20 protein-coding genes are annotated in these 20139 nt (G+C 46.2%); 17 read left to right on the top strand and 3 right to left on the bottom strand.

All coding sequences use genetic code 11. The features are described 5' to 3' along the window. The first annotated feature begins 59 nt into the window (after positions 1 to 59). Positions 60 to 407 carry a 50S ribosomal protein L19 gene (gene rplS / locus ACFFLE_RS09875; protein WP_344701362.1) on the top strand — a complete coding sequence of 116 codons (348 nt, stop codon included), beginning with the start codon at positions 60 to 62 and terminating at the stop codon, positions 405 to 407. A gap of 38 nt (positions 408 to 445) precedes the next feature. Here the strand turns inward: rplS and ACFFLE_RS09870 are convergent, their stop codons facing one another. The 3 genes from ACFFLE_RS09870 to ACFFLE_RS09860 are packed head-to-tail and all read right to left on the bottom strand — an operon-like array spanning position 446 to position 4365. Next, positions 446 to 3037 carry a YfhO family protein gene (locus ACFFLE_RS09870; protein WP_380572117.1) on the bottom strand — a complete coding sequence of 864 codons (2592 nt, stop codon included), beginning with the start codon at positions 3035 to 3037 and terminating at the stop codon, positions 446 to 448. Positions 3038 to 3056: 19 nt separating this feature from the next. Then, a complete protein-coding gene (locus ACFFLE_RS09865) occupies positions 3057 to 3434 on the bottom strand; it encodes a GtrA family protein (protein ID WP_380570926.1) in 378 nt (125 codons plus the stop codon). After that, positions 3421 to 4365, bottom strand: coding sequence for a glycosyltransferase family 2 protein (locus tag ACFFLE_RS09860; RefSeq protein ID WP_380570925.1), 945 nt, complete (start codon positions 4363 to 4365; stop codon positions 3421 to 3423). Before ACFFLE_RS09860 ends, ACFFLE_RS09865 begins: the two co-directional genes overlap by 14 nt. 103 nt (positions 4366 to 4468) lie before the next feature. Here ACFFLE_RS09860 and ylqF point away from each other — a divergent pair, with 103 nt between their 5' ends. From ylqF to ACFFLE_RS09780, 16 genes are all read left to right on the top strand, one after another. Continuing rightward, positions 4469 to 5323 carry a ribosome biogenesis GTPase YlqF gene (gene ylqF, locus ACFFLE_RS09855; RefSeq protein ID WP_380570923.1) on the top strand — a complete coding sequence of 285 codons (855 nt, stop codon included), beginning with the start codon at positions 4469 to 4471 and terminating at the stop codon, positions 5321 to 5323. Next, the gene (gene rnhB / locus ACFFLE_RS09850; protein ID WP_380570922.1) at positions 5320 to 6081 is read left to right on the top strand and encodes a ribonuclease HII; all 762 of its coding nucleotides are present in this window, start codon (positions 5320 to 5322) and stop codon (positions 6079 to 6081) included. Before ylqF ends, rnhB begins: the two co-directional genes overlap by 4 nt. An 83-nt stretch (positions 6082 to 6164) precedes the next feature. Then, positions 6165 to 7331 (top strand): ADP-forming succinate--CoA ligase subunit beta, encoded by a 1167-nt coding sequence (gene sucC, locus ACFFLE_RS09845; RefSeq protein WP_380570921.1) that lies wholly within the window; start codon positions 6165 to 6167, stop codon positions 7329 to 7331. Positions 7332 to 7348: 17 nt separating this feature from the next. After that, on the top strand, positions 7349 to 8257 hold the full coding sequence (sucD, locus tag ACFFLE_RS09840) for a succinate--CoA ligase subunit alpha (protein WP_344701374.1): 909 nt from the start codon (positions 7349 to 7351) through the stop codon (positions 8255 to 8257). A 153-nt stretch (positions 8258 to 8410) separates the two neighbouring features. Further along, on the top strand, positions 8411 to 9223 hold the full coding sequence (dprA, locus tag ACFFLE_RS09835; protein ID WP_380570920.1) for a DNA-processing protein DprA: 813 nt from the start codon (positions 8411 to 8413) through the stop codon (positions 9221 to 9223). An 88-nt stretch (positions 9224 to 9311) separates the two neighbouring features. After that, the gene (topA, locus tag ACFFLE_RS09830; RefSeq protein WP_380570919.1) at positions 9312 to 11378 is read left to right on the top strand and encodes a type I DNA topoisomerase; all 2067 of its coding nucleotides are present in this window, start codon (positions 9312 to 9314) and stop codon (positions 11376 to 11378) included. Positions 11379 to 11586: 208 nt separating this feature from the next. After that, positions 11587 to 12468, top strand: a complete 882-nt coding sequence (xerC, locus tag ACFFLE_RS09825; protein ID WP_380570918.1) for a tyrosine recombinase XerC — start codon at positions 11587 to 11589, stop codon at positions 12466 to 12468. A gap of 4 nt (positions 12469 to 12472) precedes the next feature. Next, positions 12473 to 13012 carry an ATP-dependent protease subunit HslV gene (gene hslV, locus ACFFLE_RS09820; protein ID WP_380570917.1) on the top strand — a complete coding sequence of 180 codons (540 nt, stop codon included), beginning with the start codon at positions 12473 to 12475 and terminating at the stop codon, positions 13010 to 13012. 14 nt (positions 13013 to 13026) lie between these two features. Continuing rightward, a complete protein-coding gene (gene hslU, locus ACFFLE_RS09815; RefSeq protein ID WP_380570916.1) occupies positions 13027 to 14397 on the top strand; it encodes an ATP-dependent protease ATPase subunit HslU in 1371 nt (456 codons plus the stop codon). A 19-nt stretch (positions 14398 to 14416) separates the two neighbouring features. Beyond that, on the top strand, positions 14417 to 15187 hold the full coding sequence (codY, locus tag ACFFLE_RS09810) for a GTP-sensing pleiotropic transcriptional regulator CodY (protein WP_380570915.1): 771 nt from the start codon (positions 14417 to 14419) through the stop codon (positions 15185 to 15187). A 147-nt stretch (positions 15188 to 15334) separates the two neighbouring features. Then, complete coding sequence (gene rpsB, locus ACFFLE_RS09805) at positions 15335 to 16114, top strand: 30S ribosomal protein S2 (protein WP_344701388.1); 780 nt, start codon at positions 15335 to 15337, stop codon at positions 16112 to 16114. 110 nt (positions 16115 to 16224) lie between these two features. Continuing rightward, on the top strand, positions 16225 to 17103 hold the full coding sequence (gene tsf, locus ACFFLE_RS09800) for a translation elongation factor Ts (RefSeq protein WP_380570914.1): 879 nt from the start codon (positions 16225 to 16227) through the stop codon (positions 17101 to 17103). A gap of 68 nt (positions 17104 to 17171) precedes the next feature. After that, positions 17172 to 17894 (top strand): UMP kinase, encoded by a 723-nt coding sequence (pyrH, locus tag ACFFLE_RS09795; RefSeq protein WP_380570913.1) that lies wholly within the window; start codon positions 17172 to 17174, stop codon positions 17892 to 17894. A 15-nt stretch (positions 17895 to 17909) separates the two neighbouring features. Continuing rightward, a complete protein-coding gene (gene frr, locus ACFFLE_RS09790; protein ID WP_380570912.1) occupies positions 17910 to 18467 on the top strand; it encodes a ribosome recycling factor in 558 nt (185 codons plus the stop codon). Between the two features lie 131 nt (positions 18468 to 18598). Beyond that, complete coding sequence (gene uppS, locus ACFFLE_RS09785) at positions 18599 to 19348, top strand: undecaprenyl pyrophosphate synthase (protein ID WP_380570911.1); 750 nt, start codon at positions 18599 to 18601, stop codon at positions 19346 to 19348. Position 19349: 1 nt separating this feature from the next. Continuing rightward, positions 19350 to 20138, top strand: coding sequence for a phosphatidate cytidylyltransferase (locus tag ACFFLE_RS09780; RefSeq protein WP_380570909.1), 789 nt, complete (start codon positions 19350 to 19352; stop codon positions 20136 to 20138). Position 20139: the final 1 nt, after the last annotated feature.

The raw sequence follows: 20139 nt of genomic DNA, 5'->3' as shown, positions 1-20139 counted from the left end.
ATATACACAATCATCCGCTGCTATAATCGGCAAGATAATTGGAAGAAGGAGAAGATAACATGTCACAGCAATTAATCAATGAACTGACGCAGGACCAGCTTAAAACTGACCTGCCTGATTTCAGGGCCGGAGACAACGTCCGTGTTCACGTACGTATCGTAGAGGGTTCCCGCGAGCGTATCCAGGTTTTCGAAGGTGTCGTAATCAAACGTCGCGGCGGTGGAATTTCCGAAACATTCACAGTCCGCAAAATTTCTTATGGCGTAGGTGTTGAACGTACATTCCCTGTACATTCCCCTAAACTCGAAAGAATCGAATTGACACGCCGTGGCCGTGTACGTCGTGCGAAGCTCTACTACTTGCGTAACCTGCGTGGTAAAGCTGCCCGTATCAGAGAACGCAGATAGAAAACGTAAAAAGCCTGACATTGAATGTCAGGCTTTTTTTATTTGCCTTTTTTACGGAAATCCTTTGCCGGGACCCAAAAAACGGAGAGAATCAGTGAGACTATACTGACCAGTAAAGTGGTCCAGTAATACGGTGGGGTATAGGAAATGGTGACAACACTGTCACCCTCCGTTTCAAATCCCGTCATCAAGTAGTTTGCCCTGAAAGTATCCAATTTACCGGAAGCATCTCCAGTAGCAGTCATGCCTTCCCTGAAGATCATGGGCACAGTTATTAAACCAGGTTCAGGGTCGTCGAGTTCTATGATGTAGGAATTTGCCTTTTCGGTCACGGTATAACTTGGAGGCTCTTTTCTGCTCTGCTGTTCAAGTAAATCATAATCTTCGATGTACACGCCTTCAATGTCCACGGCATATCGGCCTTCTGGAAACGAAATAGGGATCTTATCCTTCAGTTTGACCCGGTAGAGCAGGTCATCCGCATACGTACGGTATTTGCTGGTGGCAAATAACCTTTCATTCGGATAGCCGTCAACATCGATGGTGAACCGCTTGATTGGCTCCATGAGTTCGATGGACATTTCAATGTATACATCACTTTCTTCAGCAGCTTCAATATTGGAAAAGTCGAACATGAAACCGCCGTCGTCTGAAGGGATCTCCAGAATGCCGTTTGTATAGGAGGCATTCTGTGGTGCAATTTCTATCTCGCCCATTATATTTTCAGGGGACGGCTCAGAAGCATTTGGAGGCCTTGCGTCGGTCACTATTCCTTTTAGCATGGCATGCTCACGCTCCAGAGGGCCCTCCAGTTCATCCGGGTCATAGATGCGGGAGGCTTGCCTGACGAAGGGAAGTGGCAGAGTGTTCTCATATACCGTATAAGTGCCATCCTCCTTGATGGGTGAAAACTTGAGCGGTATGCCGTAATGGTGCTTGCCGCGCATCATATAATCGACGTTGAAGAGGGAGAATAGATTGCTCCGCGACTGGAATGTCGAGTAGCGGCTAATGGATTCATAACGGATATTGACCTTCAGGTCATTATAATAGAAGTCGATGATTTCGCCGTCTATGATGCTCGAATAGAGGCTGGTGCCGTTGAAATCCATATATAGTGGCGTATTATCCTGTTCTTTGACCTTGTAGTCTATCTTCTGTTCAGGCTGTTTCCTCTGTTGTATCCAATCGATGTTATATTCCTGGAGGTCACTCGCGTAGTGGTTGCTGTTGATATAGAACAGGTGATTGCGGTCAGTGATGCCATCGTGGTAGATCTGTGATTCGGTGTGCGAAGCGGCGACCATCATGACGTAGGTGATGATGGCAGAGATATGCGCGGACTGAACCAGGGGTCTGTTTCCCCATCTGAAGTACAATAGGTAACCCAAGAACTGGATCAGCGGAATGATCCACACCCAAATTACAATGTCACCTTTAATCCAGGCGGAAAGTGCAATGATGATATAGACTGGGATGAGGCTTGTGAGATACTGCTTGAGCGGGATGGTCCTGAATTTTGACAGATATAGTGCAATCAGTGCAGCCTGGAAGAAGACGAGCATATAATGCCATCTTTTCTGGGGTTGCTGGAAACCGTTGAAGAAAGTGTCGACGTACGGCGACAACGTAAATAGCATGAAGACGATCGTCAGCACTGCAAACAGCCGAAAGAAATAGTGGCGGTAGAGCTTCATGGTGAATAAAGCCTGGAGAGCCAGGAACAGGATGATTATCAGATAGTTTTCATAAAATATGTTGTCCTGCCATCCTAGCTCCGAGACAAGCGGTACAGTGACTTCATACTCCCTGTCGTCATTATTGAAGAACCCGCGCACAGCATGGAAGAAGGCGACGCAGGAAATGCCCGCGCCGAGTAGGCCGGACGGGATGGCCCGCTTCAACGTATCGATCCGGGAAGCGTCACCGCTCTTTTTAAAGAACAGGCGCACGCCCAAGTAGACAAGGGCGATGATGAATTGGTAATAGGCAAAATAGAAATTGTTTATCATCGTGGCTGCAACGGCAAATATAAATAACCCGCGTCTGCCTTTTCTGATGAGTATCTCGATTGCCCAAAGAGTCAAAGGCAGCCAGATGAAGACGTCGCTGAAAAAGGACCAGAAGATGGTGAACCTGAAATATGTGGGGGATGCAGCGAAAATGAACCCCCCGACCAGTGCAGGGATAGGGGCGCTTCCGATCGACTTCAAAAAGCGGTATGTAAAATAAATGATCAGGAATGTTTTCAGGATGGAGATGAAAAATGCGTTATACGCCCAAAAATCGATGCTTGCGACATCTAAGCCAATGAAGAACTCCGCCACACGCACCAGAATCATGTTGATATGATGGATGATGTTTGTCGAATAGTAGTAGGCGAGATCCGTGTAGAAATCCCCACCCAGGCCAAAATCGGTGTCATAGAACAATGTACCCTCCCTGAATTTTTCGTAGAGGTATAGCTGCATGGGGAGCATCTGCTCCAGACCGTCGTTGGCACCCGTCATGAACACCTTCAATTTATCGTCAGTCGGTGACAGGAAGCGCCACACGAGATAAGAATGGGATAGCACCGAGAGTACACTGATGAGGACGATGAGATGTATGGCTGAAAAAGGCGCCTTCATTTTCTTCAATTTACTCCTCCTAACCTTTCAGGATCCATCGGGTGACGATGTATGTGAACGGTACAGTGATGATCAGTACGGGCAGCGGTGCGAAAGGCTCGGACCAGCCGAAAGATTCAACGAACAGGTAAAGTAGAGCGGTCTGGAGCCCCATATTGAAAACCTGGCTTAGTGGAAATTTCAGGAACTTTGCCAACGTCGGCCGCACTTTATATACATACCGGCAATTCAGGAAGTAGGAAATGATGAAGGCTACAGCGAAGCCCGTGAGATGCGCCGCTAGATAAGGTGCCCCCATCTTTACCAACAGAATGTAGAGCGCATAGTAATTGATGGTGTTGATAAGGCCGACGAAAATGAAACGGAGCACTTCATTGATATCACTATTCTGTTCCATGATGGCCCCCTTGTGCCGAATCGCTGTCTGAAGACGTCTTGACGATATATTTCGGGCGGTCTTTGGTCTCTATATAGATGCGTCCGACATATTCACCGATGATGCCAAGCGAGAACAGCTGGATACTGCCTAAAAGCAACAGGCTGGCGATGATCGTGAAGTAGCCTGGGACATCGATGCCATTAACCATAATATTGACGAACATGTACAATATATAGATGAGTGAGACAACCAGAACAGCCAACCCCAAATAAAAACAGCTCCTCAGTGGCCGATGATTGAACGCACTGATGCCATCGATTGCGTAATCCAAAAGTTTGAGTGGATTGAATGTACTGATTCCTGAACCCCGCTCGATATGATCGAATTCGACCACAGTCTTATTGAAGCCCACCCATTCGAATATCCCCTTAGAAAATCGGTTGTTTTCGCTAAGCAACAGTATCGCATCAGCTACTTTCCTTGATATGAGGCGGAAATCACCCTCCCCATCGACAAGTTTCACTGTACTCGTAACGTTCATCAGGCGATAGAATAGCTTTGAGGGCAGGCGTCTGGAGAGTGGTTCTTCCACCCTGTTGCGCTTGGCGACCACTTGATCGAATCCTGTTTCGTAGGGCCTGATTAAATCTGGAATGAGGGAAGGTGGGTGTTGCATGTCGCCATCCATGATGACGATTGCGTCCCCCCGTGCCATTTTGAGGCCGGCAAGAAGAGCCGCCTCTTTACCGAAATTACGCGAAAATGAAACGAATCTGATGTTCGGGTTGGAGAGCCCCCTGATTTTTGACAAGGTGCCATCTTGTGAGCCGTCATCGATGAAGATGATTTCATAGGTATGTTCGATTACCTGCATGATTGATGAGATTTCTGCATCAAGCATCGTAATATTTTCTGCTTCATTGAAAACCGGAATTACAACCGAAATCATCGACCCTCACCTCCCGTCGTTTATTAAATGATGATTGTATTATATAATACAGGGATGAATTAATGAAATAAAATAGAGGATTTATAGATAGGAGTGCTTTTATATGAGCATAAACTGGTTCCCGGGCCATATGGCCAAAGCGAGAAGGGAAGTGGAAGAGAACTTGAAGAAGGTGGATGTGGTGATCGAAATACTGGATGCCCGCATCCCAGATTCAAGCCATAACCCCATGATGGATGAAATCACAAAGCATAAACCCCGTGTCGTGGTGTTGAACAAGGTGGATATGGCCGACCCTAAAGCTACGGACCGCTGGTTATCTAAGTTCAGGAGTAAAGGGAAATATCCCGTCGCCCTAGATGGCCGCCACAATCAGATAATCAAAAAAATCGAGCCGTTGGCGGTAAAGGCGACTGCCGACGACTTCAATAGAATGGAAGAAAAAGGCATCAGGCGGCGCGCCATAAGGGCCATGATCATAGGCATACCGAATGTGGGCAAATCCACAGTCATCAACAATATTGCCAAAAAGAAAGGTGCGAAGACAGGTAATACCCCAGGCGTCACTAAACAGCAGCAATGGATCAAAGCCGGACAGCAGATGGAGCTGCTGGATACGCCAGGTATCCTTTGGCCGAAATTCGAGGATGAGGCTACAGGAAAGAAACTTGCCTTGACCGGTGCAATCAAGGACACGGTAGTGCCACTTGATGAAGTTGCAATCTTTGGCATGCAGTATCTGCTTGAATGGGACCCGGAGCGCTTTAATGCATTCTACAACATTTCTGTCAGCCAAGATGATGACATCGTCACAGTATTCGATGCCATAGGCAAGTCAAGGGGTATGAAGGCAAGCGGAAATGAGATCAACTATGAAGCTGTGACCAATCGGGTCATCCACGATATCAGAAATGGCAAGATTGGCCGCTATACATTCGATAAGGTGGATACACAGTGAAGAAGATATCAGAGGTCGAAACAGAACTGAGAGGCTATACAACAATTGATGAATTGAACAGGTCCCCATGGCGGGATGACCCGAGGAAAGGCGTAGCCAAATCATTAGAACGCCATAGGAAGAGGCTGGAAAATGAAGCCCTGATGAGAAAGAAATATGAACACATGAGCCGATACGAACATAATCTAAAAGCCAAGGCCGAGTATATTGCAGGTGTCGACGAAGCTGGGCGCGGCCCCATTGCGGGGGAAGTGGTGGCAGCGGCGGTCGTTCTGCCGGAAGGTTTCATGTTGCCCGGCCTGGATGATTCAAAGAAGCTTTCCCTGAAAAAAAGGAGGGCCTTCCGTGAGATAATCATGGCGGAGGCGGACTACGGGATAGGCACCGCAAGCGTCGATGAGATAGACCGGCTCAATATCTATCAGGCAAGCCGTCTGGCGATGGAGCGTGCCGTTGACAAGCTGGCGACTGCCCCCGACCATCTTCTTGTGGATGCGATGACGATCGACATGGGAATTGAAGAGACCTCAATCATAAAAGGGGATGCAAACTCCGTCTCGATTGCTGCTGCCAGCGTGCTCGCCAAAACGGAAAGGGATCTATATATGGAGCATCACGAGACGGTTTATCCAGGTTACGGATTCGCAGCCCATAAAGGATACGGAACAACCGAACATCTGGCTGCACTTGACTCATTCGGGCCGTGCGAAATACATCGTCATACATTTGAACCGGTGAAATCCATACGGTCAAAATAATAATTTTTGGAATGCAGTTTACTTTAATGAACACCTTTTCTATAATTGGGGGGTAAGGTTAAAAAAGTCTTAGGAGGATGAACATGAATATCCATGAGTATCAAGGGAAAGAAATCTTTCGCTCCATGGGCGTGGCCGTGCCTAACGGCAGTGTAGCCTATACACCTGAGGAAGCAGTGGAAGCAGCTAAAACACTGGACTCTGATGTATACGTCGTAAAAGCACAGATCCACGCGGGCGGACGCGGTAAAGCAGGCGGTGTTAAAATCGCCAAAACGCTGGATGAAGTGAGGGAGTACGCCAAGGAACTGCTCGGCAAAGTGCTCGTTACCCACCAGACCGGTCCTGAAGGAAAAGAAGTTAAACGTCTCCTGATCGAAGAAGGGTGCGACATCCAGAATGAATTCTATATCGGTTTAGTCGTAGACCGTGCAACAGACCGCGTCGTATTGATGGGTTCTGAAGAAGGCGGTACTGAGATTGAGGAAGTTGCTGAAGCGACTCCTGAAAAAATCTTCAAGGAAGTCATCGACCCTGTAGTCGGACTCATGCCTTATCAGGCCAGAAGACTTGCCTTCAACATCAACATTCCAAAGGAATCTGTCGGCAAGGCGGCTAAATTGATGCTCTCCCTATACAAAGTATTTACTGAAAAAGACTGTTCCATCATGGAAATCAACCCACTTGTCACAACAGGCGAAGGTGAAGTACTCGCATTGGATGCGAAAGTGAACTTTGATGAGAACGCGCTCTTTAGGAATAAAGATATAGTAGAACTCCGCGACTTGGATGAAGAAGATCCAAAAGAGATTGAAGCATCCAAATATGACCTGTCCTATGTCGCGCTGGATGGTAACATCGGTTGTATGGTGAACGGTGCCGGTCTTGCTATGGCAACAATGGATACCATCAACCACTTCGGCGGTGAGCCTGCCAACTTCCTTGATGTAGGAGGCGGTGCTACAACTGAGAAAGTAACTGAAGCATTCAAGATCATCCTCGGAGATGAAGGTGTTGAGGGTATTTTCGTCAACATTTTCGGTGGCATCATGAAATGTGACGTCATCGCTGAAGGTGTTGTGGAAGCGGTCAAAAATGTCGGACTTGATATCCCATTGGTTGTGCGTCTGGAAGGCACCAACGTTGAAAGGGGCAAGGAAATCCTTGCACAATCCGATTTTGATATAATTTCTGCACAGACGATGGCTGAAGGTGCCAAGAAGATCATCGAAGCGGTCAATAATAAATAAAAACGGAGGAATCTACTGTGGGCGTATTTATCGATAAAAATACTAAAGTACTAGTTCAGGGCATCACCGGAGCAACTGCACTGTTCCATACAAAGCAGATGCTTGAGTATGGTACCCAGATTGTTGCAGGGGTGACACCAGGTAAAGGTGGCCAGGAAGTAGAGGGCGTGCCAGTATTCAATACTGTTGAAGAAGCGAAGAAAGAAACAGGTGCATCAGTATCTGTCATCTATGTGCCGGCACCTTTTGCGGCCGATGCGATAGTCGAATGTGCCGATGCAGAACTGGATATGGCGATCTGTATCACTGAGCACATTCCTGTGCTTGATATGGTTAAAGTCAAGCGTTATATGGAAGGCAAGAAAACGCGTCTTGTCGGACCGAACTGTCCAGGCGTAATCACCGCCGACGAATGCAAGATCGGCATCATGCCAGGATATATACACAAAAAAGGTCATGTCGGCGTAGTAAGCCGCTCCGGCACATTGACATATGAAGCGGTGCACCAATTGACTGAAGCTGGAATCGGACAGACTACTGCAGTCGGTATCGGTGGTGACCCGGTAAACGGCACGAACTTCATCGACACGCTAAAAGCGTTCAATGAAGATCCTGAGACAGAAGCTGTTGTCATGATCGGAGAAATCGGCGGTACGGCAGAAGAAGAAGCGGCAGAGTGGGTCAAAGAAAACATGAACAAGCCTGTCGTAGGATTCATCGGTGGGGTGACAGCTCCTCCAGGCAAACGTATGGGCCACGCAGGGGCGATCATTTCCGGTGGTAAAGGTACAGCTGATGAAAAAATCAAAACGATGAACGCATGTGGTATCGAAACGGCTGATACGCCTTCTGAAATCGGTGAAACTCTAATCAACCGCATCAAGAAGGAAGACGGCCTTTACGAAAAATGCCTCACTGTAAAATAAACGACATATAAATCATATGAACGACTACGAAAAAGCAGAACCCTATATAGGGTTCTGCTTTTTTTGGCAGTTATTTCCATAGGGTTTAACATAAATGTCATGGGGTGTCGGATTAATTCTCCTATAATTCAAAAAGAGATGGGAGGAATGTAATTGGAATATTTAAAATTAAGCTTTGCAGGAGTTACTGTACAGGAGTACAGGAAATATATTGTAGGAAGTGCATCCCCGCCGAAAGGACTGTCGGAAAAGATTTCCCATGCACGGGAAATGGAGGGGGAAGCGCTGTTTAAAATCTTAAGGGAACAGCGCATTGGATATGTTACGATTGATGACGCGGATTATCCAGCACTTCTAAAGGAAATATATGATCCCCCCTACATACTTTATTATCGCGGTGACCTGACACTTTTTTCACATTGCAAGCTAGCTGTAGTGGGGAGCCGGAAGGCAGGATCTTATACACGCCGGGCATTGGATGGTATCATACCAGGACTTGCACAAGAGCTAGCGATTGTTTCCGGCCTCGCCTATGGCGCTGATGCCATTGCGCACGAAGCGGCTATGAAAGATGGCAGGGCTACAATCGGTGTGCTGGCGTTTGGGCATGACGTGCATTACCCCAAAAGCACCCAACATGTCCGCACCCTCATGGAAGCGCATCATCTGGTCATAAGCGAGTACCCTCCCGGCACTTCGATAGAGAAGTGGCGGTTCGTTGCGCGTAATAGGATCATAGCGGGAATGTCGGTGGGCGTGCTGGTCACTGAAGCTGAAGTCGGCGGTGGCAGCATGATCACACTGGAGATGGCTTTGGATGAAAACCGCATTGGATTCTGCATACCTGGAAATATTCATTCACCGCTCTCAAAAGGCACAAATATAAGAATACAGGATGGTGCCAAAATGGTGCTTGATCCGAGTGATATAATGGAAGAGGTTTTCTTCGGCCAACAAAGCAAATGAAAATATTAAAAATAATTATAGTTGACAAACAATTTTAATTCACTGTATTATTTGGATTTGAAAACACAAATAAGGAGGCGGACGGCTTATGGCAGATAATCTGGTAATAGTGGAATCGCCTGCTAAAGCAAAAACAATAGAGAAGTATCTCGGGAAAAGGTATAAAGTCGTTGCGTCCATGGGGCATGTCCGCGATCTGCCCCGCAGTCAGACAGGAATCGATACTGAAAACAATTATGAACCTAAATATATTACGATAAGAGGCAAAGGCCCTCTTCTCAAAGAGTTGAAGAAAGAAGCAAAGAAAGCGAAAAGGATATACTTGGCGAGTGACCCGGACCGTGAAGGCGAAGCCATAGCATGGCACCTCAGTCACGCTTTAGGGGACGATAAGGAATACTACAGGGTAGTGTTCAATGAAATAACTAAAGAAGCCGTCAAAGAAAGTTTCAAGCAGCCTGGGGAAATCAATCAGCAGTTGGTGGATGCCCAGCAGGCCAGGCGTATACTTGACCGCCTTGTGGGCTACAACATCTCTCCAGTCTTATGGAAGAAGGTCAAAAAAGGGTTGTCTGCAGGCCGTGTCCAGTCCGTTGCCCTAAAACTGATCATAGACCGGGAAAACGAAATAAGGAATTTCAAACCGGAGGAATATTGGACGATTACAGGACTCTTCAATTATTCAAAAAGTGATTTTGAAGGAAAGTACAACCGCCTTGAAGACGCCAAGATGAAACTGAAGACGAAAGATGACGTCGAACATGTGTTGAAACAGCTGAAAGGAAACGACTTCACTGTAGAATCTGTACAGAAGAAGGAGAAGAAAAGGAATCCTTCCAAGCCTTTCACTACATCTTCCCTGCAGCAGGAAGCAGCCCGTAAGCTGAACTTTAAGGCACGTAAGACGATGATGGTCGCCCAACAGCTCTACGAAGGAATCGATATTAAAAAAGGAGGCACTGTCGGGCTCATCACCTATATGAGGACAGACTCCACCCGCATCTCGCCGGTCGCCCAGAAGGAAGCCATCGAGTATATCGAAGCGGAGTACGGCAAGGAGTTCATCGGCAAAAAGCCCTCAAAGGCGCAGGCGGAAGGAAGCCAGGACGCCCACGAAGCTGTAAGGCCGACCAGTGCCAACCGGTCTCCAGCCAATATGAAGCAGTACTTATCCAGAGATCAGTATAGGCTCTATAAGCTTATATGGGAGCGTTTCATCGCCAGCATGATGGCACCGGCGATATTGGACACTGTACGCATGGAGATGTCTAATAATGGAGTCATCTTCCGCAGTAACGGTCAGACGATCAAATTCAAAGGATTCATGCAGATCTATATTGAAGGAAATGACGATGGGGAAGAAGAGTTGGAGAACAAGCTGCCGGATATCAAAGAAGGCGAAACGGTCGTTTCAAAAGATATCAAGCCCAATCAGCACTTCACCCAGCCACCCCCTAGGTTTACGGAGGCGCGCCTTGTGAAAACGTTGGAGGAGCAGGGTATAGGGCGCCCTTCAACCTATGCTCCAACCCTCGATACAATCCAGAAACGGAATTACGTCAAAATCGATCAGAAGCGTTTCTTCCCGACTGAACTTGGTGAGATCGTCAATGAATCGGTGACACAATATTTCCCTGATATAATTGAAACCGAGTTTACGCGGACTATGGAAAAGAGCCTAGACGACATCGCGGAAGGCGATGCATCATGGGTGGCAGTCATCGACGAATTCTATAAAAGCTTCGAGCCTCAGGTGGCACGTGCTGATGAAGAAATGGAAAAAATAGAAATAAAAGATGAGCCGGCCGGTGAAGATTGTGAGAAGTGTGGTTCTCCAATGGTCTACAAGATAGGGCGCTATGGTAAGTTTATGGCATGCTCAAATTTCCCCGATTGCCGCAATACGAAAGCAATCGTCAAAGAAATAGGCGTTACCTGCCCTAAATGTGAAAAAGGCCAGGTCGTTGAGCGGAAGTCCAAGAAAAATCGGATATTCTATGGTTGCGACAGATATCCCGAATGTGATTTCATTTCCTGGGACCGCCCGATCGGACGGAATTGTCCAAGGTGCGACCACTATCTGGTAGAGACGAAAAAAGGCAAGACAGCAAAAGTTAAATGTACAAACTGTGACTATGAAGAGAAAGCGGAGTAGATGAATACCCATCTTTGTATGGGTATTTTTCTATGACCTCCATAAAATATTGGAAATATTCGTATTTCTTTGTGCATTTCAAAGGAAAATAGGTTATTATATACTATTGGAGCTACAGACATTGATTGAACGGTGGAATCAGCATAACGCTATCAATTGATGCTGGCGGCTTAATTGTGATAAGATTCTGATAAAAGGGGGTGTGTTCATGTCCCATCTTGAGAAATTCCTTGAACAGCTTCTATATCAGCGTAATTTATCACCACATACTGTAGAGGCATATAGGATAGATATCGCAGAGTTCTTTAAGTTCCTTGATCAGGAAGGACTTGAATATGCTTCTTTCAAGTACATGGATGCAAGAAACTATTTGAATATGCTCTATAAAAAAGGGTTGAGCAAATCCACCGTGTCCCGTAAAATTTCTTCCCTGAGAAGCTTCTATAATTATCTTATGGACAAGGGAGAGCTTTCCGGCAATCCGTTTACGAATCTGCCAAACCCGAAAAAAGAGAAGCATCTTCCAGGATTCATGTATGAAAACGAAATTGAAAAACTATTCGATTCATTGGATAAAGATGCAAAGATGTATGAACGTGACTTGGCGATACTCGAGTTGCTCTACGCAACCGGGATGCGCGCATCTGAACTACTCGGGTTAAAGATTAGTGATATAGATTTCAATCATGGACTTTTGAAGGTGCGGGGCAAAGGGAATAAGGAACGTGTCCTTCCCTTTGGTGAACATGCTGGTGAGGCATTGAAGAATTATGTGGATAAACATAAGGCTGTGATAGAAGCTAATGGAAGACTTTGGGTCAACTACAGGGATGGCCCACTCACCGATCGCGGCTTGCGGTATGCAATCGATATGATGGTGAAGAAGAGCGCGAGTGATTTCCACCTCCATCCCCATAAGATCAGGCACAGTTTTGCAACCCATATGTTGAACAATGGTGCAGATCTAAGGGCGGTCCAGGAGCTTCTGGGGCATGAATCATTATCCACGACACAACAATATACTCATGTTTCCAAAGAACAATTGAGGAGAACTTACTTGAAGCACCATCCAGCGAATCAGAAGAGGTGACAACATGGCAATAAAAGGAACGACGATATTCGGCATCAGTCATAAAGGGAAAATGGCAATGGCCGGTGATGGCCAGGTAACTCTCGGCAACCAGGTCGTCATGAAGCACTCGGCAAGGAAAGTGAGACGGCTTTTCGATGATAAGGTAGTCGCGGGATTTGCAGGGAGTGTGGCTGATGCATTCACATTGTTTGAAAAATTCGAAGCGAATCTCTACGCTTACAATGGCAACCTGACAAGAGCGGCAGTTGAGCTTGCCAAGGAATGGCGCGGCGATAAAATCCTGAGGCAGCTTGAGGCGATGCTTATAGTGATGGATAAGGAAACCATGCTGCTGGTCAGTGGTACAGGCGAAGTCATAGAGCCCGATGACGGCATACTGGCCATAGGCAGCGGCGGTAATTTTGCATTGAGTGCGGGACGCGCAATGAAGAAGCATGGCGACAACCTTGATGCCGAAACAATCGCCCGCGATAGTCTGCTGATCGCCAGTGAAATCTGCGTGTTCACGAATGACCATATAATTGTAGAAACGATAGACTAAAGGAGCGTTTTGAAGTGAAAGATAATCTGACGCCAAGAGAAATAACAAAGCGGCTCGATGAGGATATCATCGGTCAGCATGAAGCAAAGCGCAAAGTGGCAATCGCCATGAGGAACAGGCATCGCCGCATGCAGTTGGACGATTCCCTGAAAGCTGAAGTGGTGCCAAAAAACATCTTGATGATCGGCCCCACCGGTGTCGGCAAGACAGAAATAGCAAGAAGGATGGCAAAGCTCACCGGAGCACCCTTCTCTAAAGTGGAAGCGACAAAATTCACGGAAGTCGGCTATGTTGGCCGCGATGTGGAAAGTATGGTACGTGATCTGGTCGAAGCCAGCGTAAAAATCGTCAAAGAAGAAAAGATGAGGCTCGTGGAGGAAGATGCGGAGAAACTTGCTGAAGAACGTCTGATCACCTTACTTGCCCCCGGCGAAAAAAGGAACAAGCAGAGCTCCAACCCTTTCGAAATGTTCATGAACCAGCAATCGGATGAACCGGCCGAAGAAGTGACCCCTGAAGTCAGGACGAAGCGCATGAACCTGAGGGAGAAGCTCGCAGCAGGCCAACTGGAAGATACCGATGTAACGATTGAAGTGGAGCAGGAACAGAATCCGACGGGGATGATGATGCCTGGTATGGACAATAGTGGCATGCAGGATATGCTGAAGCAGTTCATGCCGAAGAATAAGCATAAAAGAACCATGCCTGTCAGCAAAGCCCGGGGATATCTGAAGCGGCAAGAAGCAGAAAAGATAATCGACACCGACAGTGTGAACGATGAGGCAATCTCCTTGGCAGAAACCATGGGCATCATATTCATCGATGAAATGGATAAGATCGCAAAAGGTGGACAGAATTCAGGCGATGTTTCGCGTGAGGGCGTACAGAGGGATATCTTGCCTATCGTGGAGGGCAGTACGGTTCAGACCAAGTATGGCCCAGTAGCCACAGAACATATCCTTTTCATAGGTGCAGGGGCATTCCATGTGGCAAAACCAAGCGATCTCATACCTGAATTGCAGGGGCGATTCCCGATCCGGGTGGAATTGGATAAACTTAAAACTGAAGATTTCGAGAAGATCTTGAAGGAACCGAAAAGTTCTTTGGTCAAGCAGTATGAAGCATTGCTTGCGACAGAAGGCGTCACGATATCCTTCACTGAAGCAGCCATCCATACGCTTGCCGAAATTGCGTTTGAAGTCAACAGCGGAACCGATGACATCGGGGCGAGGAGGCTCCACACCATATTGGAGACGCTACTGGAAGAACTACTGTTTGAAGCAAGCGGTATGCAGGGGGCCCATGTGGAAATCACAGAGCAATACGTTTTATCGAGACTCGACAACATAAAGTCAGATAAGAATCTGAGCGCATTCATATTATAAATCTAAAGGAGAATCAGCAATGGAGAATTTATTGCAGAAAACACGGGAAATTAACAAACTTATTCAAAGCCAAGAAGGTGTCAAGGTAGATTTCAAGGAAGTATCCGAAAAACTGAGTGGGGTCATTGAATGTAATGTCTTCATCGTCTCGCGTAAAGGCAAGCTTCTTGGATATGGCATCAACCAGAAAATCGAAAATCCAAGAATATACGATATGCTTGAACAGAGAAGGTTCCCGCAAGAATATGTGGACATGATCATGAAGATCAGCGAAACGAAAGAAAACATCAGCTTTGATGATGCGATGACAGTCTTCCCGACTGAAGATTCCTTCCAGGACTCTGAAACATGTATCGTACCAGTATTCGGCGGGGGAGAGCGTCTGGGTACGCTCGTTCTCGGACGCGTAACCGAGAAGTTTGAAACGAGTGATCTCGTATTGGCAGAGTACGCGGGTACAGTGGTCGGCATGGAGATACTCCGTGAAAAGCAGGAAGAAATGGAACAGAAAGCAAGGGATAAGGCAAGCATATCCATGGCGATCCGCTCCCTGTCATATTCTGAGCGCGAAGCTATCGAACACATTTTTGATGAACTCGGCTCCGATGAAGGTCTGCTTGTCGCCTCAAAAGTGGCTGACCGCGTCGGCATCACCCGCTCCGTGATCGTAAATGCACTGCGCAAACTTGAAAGTGCAGGTGTCATAGAGTCAAGATCACTCGGAATGAAAGGGACATTCATCAAAGTTAAAAAAGAGGATTTCCTGCCAGAGCTCAGAAAAGGCAGCTGAATCAAAGTTTGATTTATCGGCTAAAGTATGGTATATTATTTAACGGCTGAAAAAGCCCATTACGCACAGTCCGGTGAAGTGGAAACAGGTGCCTTACGGTCGTTTCCATAGCTGTACTGGAGGAAAAACCAGAGGAGGAAATCAATTATGGCAGTAATTACTATGAAGCAACTGCTCGAAGCTGGTGTGCATTTCGGTCACCAGACGCGCCGTTGGAACCCTAAGATGAAGAGATACATCTTCACGGAAAGAAACGGCATCTATATCATCGACCTGCAAAAGACGGTTAAAAAAGTAGGGGAAGCTTATGAGTTTGTAAAAAGCGTCTCTGAAGAAGGTGGCAAAGTACTATTCGTAGGTACTAAAAAGCAAGCACAGGATTCAATCAAAGAAGAGGCTGAGCGTGCTGGTCAACTTTACGTCAACCAAAGATGGCTCGGTGGTATCCTGACAAACTACAAAACAATATCCAAGCGTATCCGCCGCATCTCTGAAATCGAAAAGATGGAAGAGAATGGTACATTCGATGTACTGCCTAAAAAGGAAGTAGTCGAGTTGCGCAAGGAATATGCACGTCTCATCAAATTCCTTGGTGGTATACGTGAAATGAAAGAGATGCCAAAAGCACTCTTCATCGTTGACCCAAGAAAAGAACGCAATGCGATTGCTGAAGCGAAAAAACTTGGTATCCCTATTGTCGCAATGGTGGATACGAACTGTGATCCGGATGAAATCGACTATGTCATCCCGGCTAACGATGACGCTATCCGTGCAGTAAGGCTCATGACCAGTAAAATGGCTGATGCAGTACTTGAAGGACAACGCGGCGTTTCAGATGATGAGATTGCTGAAGAGCAGAATATCGACATGACAGAAGAAGACTCTGAAGAAACCACTGAAACGGTTGAAGCTGGCGAAAGCAAATAGAGACATGTTCAAACGGTGATAAGTTATTTATTCTTATCACCTTTTTTAAAAGGTGGGAGCCTTTGCCCTAAGGCATAAACTCCCGAATTTAAAGACCAGGAGGATTATAAATGGCTATTACTGCAAAAATGGTTAAAGAACTACGTGAAAGAACAGGTGCTGGCATGATGGACTGCAAGAAAGCACTCCAGGAGACTGACGGCGACATCGATAAAGCAGTAGATTATCTACGCGAAAAAGGTATGTCCAAAGCAGCCAAGAAGGCGGATCGTATCGCGGCTGAAGGCCTTGTACACGTTGCTTCCAAAGGCAACGATGGCGTAATCGTAGAAATCAACTCAGAAACAGACTTTGTTGCACGCAACGAAGAGTTCCAGAAGTTGGTTCAAGATATCGCTGAGCATATTCTGATGACTAAACCACATGATCTCGATGAATTGAACGCGTCAGAGATGAATGGTAAAAAGGTTGACGATGCGATGAAGGAAGCTGTCGCGAAGATTGGTGAAAAACTCACATTGAGAAGATTTGCATTGGCTGAAAAGACAGATAATGATGCATTCGGCGAATATCTTCATATGGGTGGACGCATCGGCGTACTTACGTTGGTTGAAGGTTTTACAGATGTAGAAGCAGCTAAAGATGTAGCGATGCATGCAGCAGCACTGAACCCAAAATATGTTTCCAAGGACGACGTGTCACAAGAAGAGCTCGACCATGAAAGAGAAGTCCTCAAACAACAGGCTCTTAATGAAGGAAAACCTGAAAACATCGTAGATAAGATGGTTGAAGGCAGAATGCGCAAATACCTCGAAGAAATCTGTATCGTGGACCAGCCTTTCGTCAAAGATTCCGATCAGACTGTTGAAGAGTTCCTCAAATCCAAAGGCGGCAAACTTAAAAACTTCATCCGTTTTGAAGTTGGCGAAGGTCTCGAAAAAAGAGAAGAAAACTTTGCTGATGAAGTAATGGGTCAAGTGAATAAGTAAGGAAAAGACACTTCGGTGTCTTTTTTTCTAAATTGATTTCATATAAAAATTAAGTAAGGATGGGACTTATGCCTGAAACTTCCAAATTTAAACGAATCGTATTGAAATTAAGCGGCGAAGCATTGGCTGGAGAAGATGGCTTCGGAATAAATCCGGTGGTCATCAAAAATATTGCAAAGCAAGTTTACGAAGCAAAGGAACTTGGTGTGGAAATCGCTGTAATCGTCGGCGGCGGCAATATATGGAGAGGTAAAGTTGGAAGTGATCTGGGCATGGACCGCGGCACGGCAGACTATATGGGAATGCTCGCTACAGTGATGAATTCCCTGGCGCTCCAGGACAGTCTTGAGCAACTTGAGTGTGAAACACGTGTGCTTACATCAATCGAGATGAAGCAAGTTGCTGAACCATATATCAGAAGAAGGGCAATCAGGCATCTGGAAAAGGGTCGTATCGTCATTTTTGCAGCCGGAATCGGCAACCCATACTTCTCAACAGACACAACAGCGGCACTCAGGGCAGCTGAAGTCGAAGCGGATGTCATATTGATGGGCAAAAATAACGTCGATGGTGTCTACTCTGCAGATCCAAAGACGGATTCAAACGCCCATAAGTACGAAAAGTTGACCTATATGGAAATGCTGCAGGAGAATCTGCAGGTCATGGATGCGACAGCTTCATCCTTCTGTATGGACAATGACATACCACTTGTGGTATTTTCGATTACAGAGCAAGGCAACATTAAACGTGCAGTATCGGGTGAGACCATCGGTACAGAAATTACAAAATAACAGGAGAGAAACCAAATGAGTGAATCGATTCTTAAGGACGCTAAACAAAAGATGGGTAAATCATTGGATAACCTGAACAGGGAACTCGCCACCATCCGTACAGGCCGTGCGAACTCAAACATGCTCGATCGTGTAATGGTGAATTACTATGGTGCGCCGACCCCAGTGAATCAGCTTGCAGGCATCGCTGTGCCGGAAGCAAGGATGCTTACTGTCACGCCTTATGACAAAAGCTCCGTAGATGATGTCCTGAAAGCGATACAACAGGCAGACTTGGGTGTAAATCCGACAAGTGATGGTACAATGATCCGCATCACAGTGCCCCAACTTACAGAAGAGCGCCGTAAAGAATTCGTCAAAGATGCACGCAAGGAAGGCGAGAATGCTAAAGTCGCAATCCGGAATGTAAGGCGTGAAGCAAATGACGAATTGAAGCGTCTTGAAAAAGATGGTGAACTGACTGAGGATGACCTCAGAAGCTACAGTGACGATGTGCAGCAGCTTACAGATAAGCACATTAATGAAATTGATGCCATTTGTGACGAAAAAGAAAAGGATATTATGTCAGTCTAAACCAAATGACATTTTAAGGCAGGAGTTTCCTGCCTATTTTTTTATGCCTCCGATATATGGTAGAATAAATTGATTGAGGACTCTTTATTATAAATGTATACTAATAATTATAATGCTCCAGGAGGATTGTTATGTTTCGTAGGAAGAAGCAAGAAATAAAGACAGAAAAGGGGCTGCCTGAACATATCGCCATCATCATGGATGGAAACGGCAGATATGCCAAACGGAAAAACAAACCAAGAGTGAGCGGCCACTACGAAGGCATGCAGAACGTCAAACGTATAACACGTCATGCTTCCGATTTGGGTATAAAGTATCTCACCCTATATGCTTTTTCCACAGAAAACTGGTCCCGGCCAATCAGTGAGGTCAATTACCTGATGAAGCTGCCAGGTGATTTTCTCGGCACTTTCCTTCCTGAATTAGATGAGAAGAACGTCAGGGTGACGACAATCGGACGTCTTGAATCCCTGCCGGAGCATACGCAGAGAGCCGTTCAGCATGCTGTTGAAAAGACACGTGGCAATACAGGGCTGAACCTGGTTTTTGCGCTGAACTACGGCGGACGCGACGAGCTCCTTGAAGCCTTCAAGTGCATAGGCGCCAAAATAGAAAAAGGGGATGTGTCACCTCAGGATATCACCGCAGAAATGGTAGATGATCATCTGATGACCACTGACATACCCGACCCGGAGATGCTGATTCGCACAAGTGGCGAATATAGGCTGAGCAACTTTTTATTATGGCAGTCATCATACAGCGAATTATTTTTTACAGAAACACTTTGGCCAGAATATTCAGTTGATGAACTAGATCAGATGATTTCACAGTATTGTAGACGTGAGAGACGATTTGGGGGACTTGGCCAAGAGGAGGAGTAACATGAAGACAAGAACCATCACCGCAATCATCGCGTTACTTATATTTGTGCCAATCGTCGTATGGGGGGCTTGGCCACTTCTGATTGCCGTTTTTCTACTTGCCTATACAGCACTTTATGAAATTTTGAAGATGAACCGCATCCACATATTTTCCATACCTGGAATCTTATCCATGGTGGCACTCTTCATCATTATGATGCCCCAGGCATCCTATATGCCACACATATCAGTTTTTCAGGTTGACCTGATCATCGTGATGGCGCTGTTGATGTTGAGTTTTACCGTCATCAGCAAAAACAGATTTTCGTTTGTGGACATGGGTTTTTGCGTGCTCGCTGTAGCTTATGTCGGCATCGGATTCATGTACTTCTATGAGACACGGGAAGCAGGCCTCATCTACATACTCTATGCACTACTCATTGTCTGGGTGACGGATACTGGTGCATATTTATTCGGCAGAGCATTCGGCAGGCGTAAATTATGGCCGCAGATCAGTCCCAATAAGACGATAGAAGGATTTTTGGGAGGTATATTTTGCAGTGTCCTGCTCGGTCTATTGTTTTACTTCATGGGATGGATCGAAGGCGTACAAATTATGCTCTTCCTATTGCTGACGATGATACTCAGTATGTTCGGACAGCTTGGGGATCTGGTCGAATCTGCCCTTAAGAGACATTTTGACGTTAAAGACTCGGGCAGGCTACTTCCGGGACACGGTGGTGTTCTTGATCGCTTCGACAGCTTTATTTTTGTATTGCCTCTTATGAACATACTGCCCCTTATAACTTAAG

Origin of the sequence: Salinicoccus siamensis, assembly GCF_042429615.1 — a bacterium.
GTDB lineage: Bacteria > Bacillota > Bacilli > Staphylococcales > Salinicoccaceae > Salinicoccus > Salinicoccus siamensis.
Note: the sequence above shows the minus strand (reverse complement) of the source record. Positions and strands in the feature narration are given on the sequence as shown.

Coding starts and splice junctions, on each gene's coding strand:
- uppS (WP_380570911.1), top strand. CDS start 18,599: ATGTTTCGTAGGAAGAAGCAAGAAATAAAGACAGAAAAGGGGCTGCCT.
- ACFFLE_RS09780 (WP_380570909.1), top strand. CDS start 19,350: ATGAAGACAAGAACCATCACCGCAATCATCGCGTTACTTATATTTGTG.
- ACFFLE_RS09860 (WP_380570925.1), bottom strand. CDS start 4,365: ATGATTTCGGTTGTAATTCCGGTTTTCAATGAAGCAGAAAATATTACG.
- topA (WP_380570919.1), top strand. CDS start 9,312: ATGGCAGATAATCTGGTAATAGTGGAATCGCCTGCTAAAGCAAAAACA.
- sucC (WP_380570921.1), top strand. CDS start 6,165: ATGAATATCCATGAGTATCAAGGGAAAGAAATCTTTCGCTCCATGGGC.
- rplS (WP_344701362.1), top strand. CDS start 60: ATGTCACAGCAATTAATCAATGAACTGACGCAGGACCAGCTTAAAACT.
- tsf (WP_380570914.1), top strand. CDS start 16,225: ATGGCTATTACTGCAAAAATGGTTAAAGAACTACGTGAAAGAACAGGT.
- ACFFLE_RS09870 (WP_380572117.1), bottom strand. CDS start 3,037: ATGAAGGCGCCTTTTTCAGCCATACATCTCATCGTCCTCATCAGTGTA.
- xerC (WP_380570918.1), top strand. CDS start 11,587: ATGTCCCATCTTGAGAAATTCCTTGAACAGCTTCTATATCAGCGTAAT.
- ACFFLE_RS09865 (WP_380570926.1), bottom strand. CDS start 3,434: ATGGAACAGAATAGTGATATCAATGAAGTGCTCCGTTTCATTTTCGTC.
- rpsB (WP_344701388.1), top strand. CDS start 15,335: ATGGCAGTAATTACTATGAAGCAACTGCTCGAAGCTGGTGTGCATTTC.
- ylqF (WP_380570923.1), top strand. CDS start 4,469: ATGAGCATAAACTGGTTCCCGGGCCATATGGCCAAAGCGAGAAGGGAA.
- codY (WP_380570915.1), top strand. CDS start 14,417: ATGGAGAATTTATTGCAGAAAACACGGGAAATTAACAAACTTATTCAA.
- frr (WP_380570912.1), top strand. CDS start 17,910: ATGAGTGAATCGATTCTTAAGGACGCTAAACAAAAGATGGGTAAATCA.
- hslV (WP_380570917.1), top strand. CDS start 12,473: ATGGCAATAAAAGGAACGACGATATTCGGCATCAGTCATAAAGGGAAA.
- pyrH (WP_380570913.1), top strand. CDS start 17,172: ATGCCTGAAACTTCCAAATTTAAACGAATCGTATTGAAATTAAGCGGC.